Source organism: Achromobacter sp. 413638 (genome assembly GCF_043119405.1).
Lineage (GTDB): Bacteria > Pseudomonadota > Gammaproteobacteria > Burkholderiales > Burkholderiaceae_B > Achromobacter.
Genome location: NZ_JBICCO010000028.1, coordinates 67,095 through 74,142, shown reverse-complemented (window position 1 = coordinate 74,142; position 7,048 = coordinate 67,095). Strand labels below are relative to the sequence as shown.

Genomic DNA, 7,048 nt, shown 5'->3' with positions numbered 1-7,048 from the left:
TTCTCACCAACACCCTTCGGGCTGCACGGAGCCGTCGAGCGCGGACCGTGCGTTGACCCAAACGCTGAGGGCCGCGTTGTCGCTGATCGACGTGAGGGTGCTGGATCACCTCATCGTCGGCCAGGGCACGCCGTACTCGTTCGCGGAGTCCGGCCTGCTGTAGCGACGGCATCGGCTCCCTGATCCACGCGGAGGCTTCGGCCTCCGCTTTTTCATGGGCGCGAGACAAGCAGGTATGCGGGCAGTGCGAGATGCGCATTGTTTGTTGGGGCCGCGTCGGCTTCGAGTTTGACTACTGCTCTGATCAACTTCAAGGGCTCGCGACATGCCAGCATCCCTTTCAAGGTTCGCGCCGGGCTGGCGAACCCTCGGCCTGGCCGTGGCGCTGCCGGCAACCTTGGCCGTTTTCAGCCCAGCCACCTTCGCCACCGACGTGGTGGTCGTCACCGACAGCCGCCACCCGGTCAAGACCATGGGCGGCGAGCGGCTGATCGAGCTGGACGAAGCCCACAGGATTGAAGCGGAGCTTTCCGCGGGACTGCCCACCGACCCCGAACAGGCGACGGCCATCGTCAAGCGCCGGCTGAATGGCGGCGGTGCCGATCTGCAGCGAAGCATCGCTTCCGCATACCAAGGCGTTACCGACGCATGGAGCCTCGGCATCACCAGCCTCCCGGCCGTGGTGGTGGACAGGCGCTATGTGGTCTATGGCGAGCCGGATGTGGCTCGCGCTGTCGCGCGCATCGAGCAGCACCGGAGGACCCAGCCGTGACCCGACCATTCGACCTGATGCGCCGCCTGCGCGCTGGCGTGGCTTCGTTGCTGCTGCTCAGCGCCACGGGCAGCTATGCCCTCAATACAGCGACCATCATCGGCTCGGTGGCATCGCCCGATTGCCTCGAATACCGCGTCGTCGGCATCTGCTACTGGCTCTACTGCACATGGACGGGCTGCACCGTGCGCACGTCCACCAAAGTGCGCCACTACATTCCCGACGCAGTGGTGTCGTCGTACTCGAATACCGGCGAAAACCCCTGGGTCGAAGTCCGGGCAATGAGCACGCCCAATCCGTCCGCCCAGGCGGGCGGCGACGGGACGACGAACGAGGACCACGAAAACAACCTCGCCAAATTCAAGAACGCGGACGTCATCGGCCACCCCGGCGCCGAGGTGTTCAACCAGTTCGTCTCGTCGTCGGGCTACTTCTGCGAGGGCGCGGGCACGGCATTCATGCCGTACTTGCTCAGCACCTTGGACACGCTGGCCTGGCGCTACAACGTGCCCGAGATGGCCTACCCGGAAGCACTGATTCCGGGCCGGCGTGAGGTCGGCGCACGCACCACGATGAACCTGTGGGGCAACGTGTATCCCCGTGGCGGCTTCCTGCACCAGACCGACGACTTCAAGGCCGGCGCAGTGGTGGCCCAGCGTGCAGGCGATGTAGTCACGCGCCGGGGGCAGATCCACGTCTATCAGCCGTTGCTTGCCAACTCCCGCGACGGCTACTGGCCGGCCGGCGCGCTGGTGGAACGCGATGCCTCCACCGGCAAGTGGCAAGAACTCACGCCCGTCCTGTCGTCGTCCTGCACGGTCTTCCCGCGCAGCGGCTTCCTTACCCAGGCGCAGCAAGGCGACTACGCATGGGCGCTGTGGCGGCCGTATGCCTGCTGCGAACGCCGGGGCCAGGTATTCCTGGGCAGCGTCGATTTCCTCTGAGGTGGTGCCATGAAGTTTCGTCCTGCATTCAATCCGCTCTCCCGCCGGGCACGTCGCACGGAGATCGTCCTGGCGCTGGCCGGCGCCCTCGCGCTGGGCAGCGGCGTGGCCTGGGGTCAACTGAGCTACCAGACCAGCGGCAGCGTCATCGGCGATGACGTCATGTACTCGATCGGTGGCGGCAACGCCGTGTCGATGGGACGTGCGGCCGGCATGCGCTCTCTCGGTGTCGGCGTGGGTTGGAACAGCAACTTGATCTGCGGTGACATGAGCATCCAGACCACGTTGAAGAACCAACTCAACGGCATCACCAACGGCTTCCAGCAAATCATGTCGTCGGTGATCCAGAGTGCCACCAGTGCGGTGGCATCGTTGCCCGCGCTGATCATCCAGCGGGCCGATCCCGGTCTGTACAACCTGCTCACCAATGGCGTGCTGCAGGCGCGGCTGGATTTCGACCGCAGCAAGCTGACGTGCCGTGCCATGGCCGAGAAGATGGCCGAAACGGCGGGCGGCCAGCTCGGCTGGAGCCAGATGGCCGAAGGGCTGGCGCTGCGCGATGCCGTGTCGAGCACGGATGCTGTATCGGCCATCGAGCAGGCCGAGACGCGCCGCGGCAATGACGGCGTGCCGTGGGTCGGAGGCAGCAACGCGGGCGGCTCCGGCCAGCCCGCGATCAAGGTCGTCGGCGATGTCACCCGCGCCGGCTACAACCTGGTCAACGGCCGCGGCGTGACCGACACCTCGTCCATTGCGCCGGCCAGTTGCAGCAGTCTCTCGTGCCAGACCTGGACCTCGCCGCAGGCTGCCGTCGAGTGGGCCACGCGCGTGCTCGGCGAGAAGGAGCAGCGCACGTGCGATGCCTGCACCAAGACCGAGACGACGCCGGGCGTCGGGCTCACGCCGCTGATCCAGGAGGAGTACGACGCGAAGCTGCAGGCGCTCCAGGACCTGGTGACCAAGGCCAAGAACACGACGCCGGAGAACCTGCGCGAAGCTGGCAGCGCGTCGCTGCCGATCACGCGCGGCGTGATCGAGGCGCTGCGCGACGAGCCCGACCAGCACCTGCTGTCGCAGCGCTTGGCGTCCGAGGTCGCGCTGGCGTCCGTGCTGGAGAAAGCGCTGCTGCTGCAGCGCACGCTGCTCACGGGCAAGAAAGAGCCCAACGTCGCGGCGAACGAGCTTGCCGTGGAGGCCGTGAACCACGAGAGCGACACGCTCGACCGCGAGATTCGCAACCTCAAGACCGAACTGGAGCTGCGGCGCGAGCTGGCGAACAACTCGCCCATGGCGATCATCCAGCGCCACGGCACGCGCGCGGCCGGCTCGCGCGGCATCTACGAGGGCGATCCTGTGCCGGACCGTCTCGACCAGCTCCAGAAGGGCAATCCGGGGAGTCGGCCATGAGCCTGGCGCGCATGGCCTGGCGGCCGCTGCGCTGGTTTTTCAGCCGGCGCGCGGCGAAGACGCTGCTGTGGCTGGTGCTGATCGTTGCCGCCGCCGTGGGAGCGAACGTCGCGGGCATCTACCTGGTCGGCAGCGTTGCAGGCTGGGAACGGTGGCTGGCGGCCTCAGCAGGGTATTTCTTCATCTGGCGGCTGTGCGTGTACGCGGCAACGGCCTGTGGATGGTTCTGGATGCGCCGCCGGGTGCTGGCCCGCGAAGACCAAAGCGGGACAGATGGCCAGGCGCGGCGCCGGCTGATCCGCACCGAGGTCGCCGGCGTTGTAGCCATCGTCGCGCTGGAAACCAGCCTGTTGATGCAGGCCGCTTGAGGGGAGATCGGGGCCATGACGCTCTTCACGACCGACTATCTGGAGTACTACCTCACCCTCGTCTCCTGGATCGTTAACAACGGTATCTGGGCCGTGCTGGTCACCAGCGGGGTGTTCGCGCTGCCTTTCGTCGCCATCGTCGTGCAGGAGTGGCTGAAGGCCCGTGCGGAAGGCGCTGACGAGGGCAACAAAGGCGTTCTGAGTGCCGCCCGTATCGAGAACCGGGTGTTCGTCGCGATCGTGGTGGTGATGTTCGCGGGCATTCCGTTCATCGATGTGGGTCTCAGCACCATCCAGTACGACAGCTCGCGCTCGGCGCAGTGCCAAGTCAGCGTTCCGCAGCCCACGGAAACCGGCTGGTCGCAGTCCTTCAGCACCATCAACGACCAGTCGGCGAAGGTGCCGGTCTGGTGGGCCTTCATGCACGCGCTCTCGCGCGCCGTCACGAGCGCCTCGGTAGCGGCGATCCCGTGCGGTACGGACCTGCGGCAGATGAGGATGGAGATCGATGCGACCCGCATTGACGACCCGGTACTGGCTCAGGAGGTCGCGGACTTCTCGCGGGATTGCTATGGGCCTGCGCGGGCCAAACTGTTCATGCAGCGCCCGGATCTCGATGAGCAGCAGATGTACGACGTGACCTGGATCGGCTCGCGCTTTTTCACGGACACGGGTGGCTACTACGACAGCTATCGCTCCAGCACGGCGCGCGAGGCCTGGCCCTACGACGACACCCGCGATGCTGGCCTCGCGCAGGTTGCCAACGGTGGCGGCTACCCGACTTGCAGGCAGTGGTGGTCAGACGGCAGCAACGGCCTGCGGGCACGCCTGCTGGGGCAAGTGGACCCGAGCCTGCTGAATCGCCTGGCGGGCTGGGCGGGGTTCCTGAGCCGGGCCGAGGTGGACGATTCGGTGATCCGCGCCATCGCGTCACCGCGGCAGCAGAAACTGAACCAGGGCAGCGTCTATACGGACTACGGCGGCCAGATCGACAAGACCCTACCGAACATCGTGACGCGCGCGACGGGCGACGTCGGAATGGCAGTCGGCGCGCTTGCCGCGTTTCCCGCCATGGACGTGGTGCGGCAGGCTCTGCCTATGGTGCTCGCCTTGCTAAAGATGGCGCTGGTCATCTGCATCCCGCTCGTGCTAGTCATTGGCACCTATGACCTGAAGACAGTCGTGACCGTCAGCGTCGTACAGTTCTCGCTGTTCTTCGTGGACTTCTGGTTCCAGCTTGCACGCTGGATCGATAGCACCATTCTAGATGCGCTCTATGGTTGGGGCTTCGGGTGGAATCGGCCGCACACTAACTTTGACCCGCTGGTAGGGCTGAACAATGCCTTCGGCGACATGCTTCTGATGTTCGTAATGGGCGCGATGTTCATCGTACTACCCACGTTCTGGATTGGCGCACTCACCTGGGTTGGTGTACGTGCTGGCGCGATCGCCAACACCTTCGCTACTGCCACAAAGGATGCAGGAAGCGCTGGTGGCAAAGGAGTGGGTGCTGTCTCAGGTGGCAAGCTTAAATGATCGATTGACCGTCGGCGTCAGTCATCCTCGTACATCTCGTGGGATGTATCGTTGTACAGGTTGGGGTCATAGCCTGGCGTGGCCCTCAGTTCCTCAATGGTTGGGTACTGAAGCTCAAACCCATCTTCATCAGGATGGTGCTGATTCGTAGCCCATCCCGCCGCCGCAACGCCCAGCAGCACGAGTGCGAACCAAAACGCAACGTAGAGCAGCACCCCCAGTACAGCCAGCTTGGCTACCCACACGAGCGCGGTAGCGCCAGCTCGCGGCATGCCCTTGGACACCAACCAGTTCGACGCCCGCCGTTCGCCGCGCGCATAGGCACGCCATCCGCGGCCAAAGGCGCGGCCGAGGCGTTCTGCGGTGCTGGTGCGGGTCGTCGTGTTCATGGTCGTCTCCTGCTGTTGAGGAATGCCTATTCCAGTTTGCTCCACTTCATTCGGTTTGCGGCTTCAATGTGTTTTCTTGCTGCTTCAGGACGCTTCGTCATCCGGCCCCACCGGGCCGGGGTCGGGTTCAACGCCGATGCGGTAGGTAGCAACGAAACGCGGCCAGTCCACATGGTCCACCAGGTCGATGTCCTCGATGACGCCAACCTTCGCTCCCGCACGCTCGAACAGGGCGATGCTCTTGGCGGGATAGTTGTTGCGCGACGGATAGAGCACCCCGTCGAACAGCGCCTGGCCGTCATCTCCGAGCATCGCATGCACCTGGGCAGACACCCGCTGCGTGTGCGTATAGTTGCGGCTGGCCAACTGCTCCAGATTCAGGCCGAAGTGGCCCGCCATGACGCCCGGCGCCGTGAGGTCGGCCAGCAGCACGTCGTCCATCACGCCTACTGCGCGCACCATCCGGGCTTGGACTTCTTTCAGCGCGATCGAGCGTTGTGCGTTTGCAAGCCACTGGTGCTTGTGAAACACCGACTCCATCAGCGCCGTGGGCAGGTCGCGCCCCAGGTAGAGCACGCCGTAGGCCCGCGCCGGGTCATCGTAGCGATTCGTGCCGCTGCGCCCATAGTACAGCGGGTTGCCCCGATAGACGACGCGGCTCACATGCTGGAGCAGTTCACCGGCATCGATCAAGAACGAAAGCAGCTCGTGGCTCATGGCGATCTCGCTTCAATGCACCTGGACGCCCAGCACGTTGAACACGGCCTCGGCCACGTCATCGATCGTGCCATGCGTCACCGCATCCACCGGCGAGCGACCACCCAGGCCTTCGAGGGGTTCGGACAGCGCGCGGTAGATCGTCCAGTGGTCGATGCCCTCGACCTCCTGGAGCACGGTTTGGGTCAACTGCTGCTTCACCGGGTCGAGCTGCCAGTCGGGCAGCTTCTGGCCGCGCGGCCCCACATTCAGCGCCAGCAGCCGACGGGCGAGGATGTCCTTGTAGATTTGCTGGCGCGACTTGTCCGCCAGCTTGGCGAACTCGGCAGGCGGCAGGTTGTCCGGCTGGTTGAAGGCTTCCAGCAGCACGGCGCGGCCTCGCTGAACATCGGTTTCATTCGGTGCCCAGCGCGTGTCGGAGCGCAACGCGGCCGCCTTGCGCTGCAAGGCCTGCACCACCGTTTCACCTTCCAGGTTGGCAGGCAGCGTCACCGCCTCGACGCGCTCGTGGATGAACGCCTGCAACTCGGCCGCGAACGCCGGGGCATCCCGGATTTCGACGGTATCGGCGAAACGTCGCACATCCTCCACCGTGACGCGCGGCAGCCGGTCGGCAATGAATTCGATCGCAGTGGGCATGGTCAGCTCCCAGGTAGGTTTGAGACAGGATTCACTCTAGTCGCCTTTGTCGCGTTTGTCAACTTAGTCGCCCGAGTGGGAAGCCTACGTGGCGGTGTAGCGTCCCGGCAGCATAGGCCGGGGCCAGCGCCAGGTCGCCGTCCAATCCATTCGTGTGGGTTCCACATTGACGCTGGAGCCGCAGCCCAGGCCCCGCTATACCGAAACGGTTAAAGGCCAAAGGGTCGAAACGGCAAGGGAATGGGGTGCAAGGGGAAAGGCCCTACCTCGAAAAGG

At 65.0% G+C, this 7,048-nt stretch carries 9 protein-coding genes; 6 read left to right on the top strand and 3 right to left on the bottom strand.

Annotated features, from left to right (window positions below):
• The 6 genes from ACEU5R_RS13850 to ACEU5R_RS13825 form a co-directional block, all read left to right on the top strand.
• A partial coding sequence (locus tag ACEU5R_RS13850) for a JAB domain-containing protein (protein ID WP_392410573.1) occupies nt 1-163 on the top strand: 163 nt, incomplete at its 5' end.
• Nucleotides 164-325: 162 nt separating this feature from the next.
• Nucleotides 326-772 carry a TIGR03757 family integrating conjugative element protein gene (locus ACEU5R_RS13845; protein WP_392410571.1) on the top strand — a complete coding sequence of 149 codons (447 nt, stop codon included), beginning with the start codon at nt 326-328 and terminating at the stop codon, nt 770-772.
• The gene (locus tag ACEU5R_RS13840; RefSeq protein ID WP_392410570.1) at nt 769-1,716 is read left to right on the top strand and encodes a TIGR03756 family integrating conjugative element protein; all 948 of its coding nucleotides are present in this window, start codon (nt 769-771) and stop codon (nt 1,714-1,716) included. Before ACEU5R_RS13845 ends, ACEU5R_RS13840 begins: the two co-directional genes overlap by 4 nt.
• Before the next feature lie 9 nt (nt 1,717-1,725).
• A complete protein-coding gene (locus ACEU5R_RS13835) occupies nt 1,726-3,123 on the top strand; it encodes an integrating conjugative element protein (protein WP_392410569.1) in 1,398 nt (465 codons plus the stop codon).
• On the top strand, nt 3,120-3,491 hold the full coding sequence (locus ACEU5R_RS13830; protein ID WP_392410568.1) for a hypothetical protein: 372 nt from the start codon (nt 3,120-3,122) through the stop codon (nt 3,489-3,491). The genes ACEU5R_RS13835 and ACEU5R_RS13830 overlap by 4 nt, the downstream gene beginning before the upstream one ends.
• 15 nt (nt 3,492-3,506) lie before the next feature.
• Complete coding sequence (locus tag ACEU5R_RS13825; protein WP_392410567.1) at nt 3,507-5,027, top strand: conjugal transfer protein TraG N-terminal domain-containing protein; 1,521 nt, start codon at nt 3,507-3,509, stop codon at nt 5,025-5,027.
• A gap of 17 nt (nt 5,028-5,044) precedes the next feature.
• Here ACEU5R_RS13825 and ACEU5R_RS13820 read toward each other — a convergent pair whose 3' ends face one another.
• The 3 genes from ACEU5R_RS13820 to ACEU5R_RS13810 all read right to left on the bottom strand — a co-directional run bounded on the left by ACEU5R_RS13820 (nt 5,045) and on the right by ACEU5R_RS13810 (nt 6,772).
• Complete coding sequence (locus tag ACEU5R_RS13820) at nt 5,045-5,416, bottom strand: DUF3742 family protein (RefSeq protein ID WP_392410566.1); 372 nt, start codon at nt 5,414-5,416, stop codon at nt 5,045-5,047.
• Between the two features lie 84 nt (nt 5,417-5,500).
• Complete coding sequence (locus tag ACEU5R_RS13815; RefSeq protein WP_392410565.1) at nt 5,501-6,133, bottom strand: RES family NAD+ phosphorylase; 633 nt, start codon at nt 6,131-6,133, stop codon at nt 5,501-5,503.
• A 12-nt stretch (nt 6,134-6,145) separates the two neighbouring features.
• Nucleotides 6,146-6,772, bottom strand: a complete 627-nt coding sequence (locus ACEU5R_RS13810; RefSeq protein WP_010894225.1) for an integrase — start codon at nt 6,770-6,772, stop codon at nt 6,146-6,148.
• Between the last annotated feature and the right edge of the window lie 276 nt (nt 6,773-7,048).

What these genes read in the sequence shown, in the direction of transcription:
- ACEU5R_RS13825 (WP_392410567.1), top strand. Translation starts at nt 3,507, where the DNA reads ATGACGCTCTTCACGACCGACTATCTGGAGTACTACCTCACCCTCGTC.
- ACEU5R_RS13815 (WP_392410565.1), bottom strand. Translation starts at nt 6,133, where the DNA reads ATGAGCCACGAGCTGCTTTCGTTCTTGATCGATGCCGGTGAACTGCTC.
- ACEU5R_RS13845 (WP_392410571.1), top strand. Translation starts at nt 326, where the DNA reads ATGCCAGCATCCCTTTCAAGGTTCGCGCCGGGCTGGCGAACCCTCGGC.
- ACEU5R_RS13830 (WP_392410568.1), top strand. Translation starts at nt 3,120, where the DNA reads ATGAGCCTGGCGCGCATGGCCTGGCGGCCGCTGCGCTGGTTTTTCAGC.
- ACEU5R_RS13810 (WP_010894225.1), bottom strand. Translation starts at nt 6,772, where the DNA reads ATGCCCACTGCGATCGAATTCATTGCCGACCGGCTGCCGCGCGTCACG.
- ACEU5R_RS13835 (WP_392410569.1), top strand. Translation starts at nt 1,726, where the DNA reads ATGAAGTTTCGTCCTGCATTCAATCCGCTCTCCCGCCGGGCACGTCGC.
- ACEU5R_RS13820 (WP_392410566.1), bottom strand. Translation starts at nt 5,416, where the DNA reads ATGAACACGACGACCCGCACCAGCACCGCAGAACGCCTCGGCCGCGCC.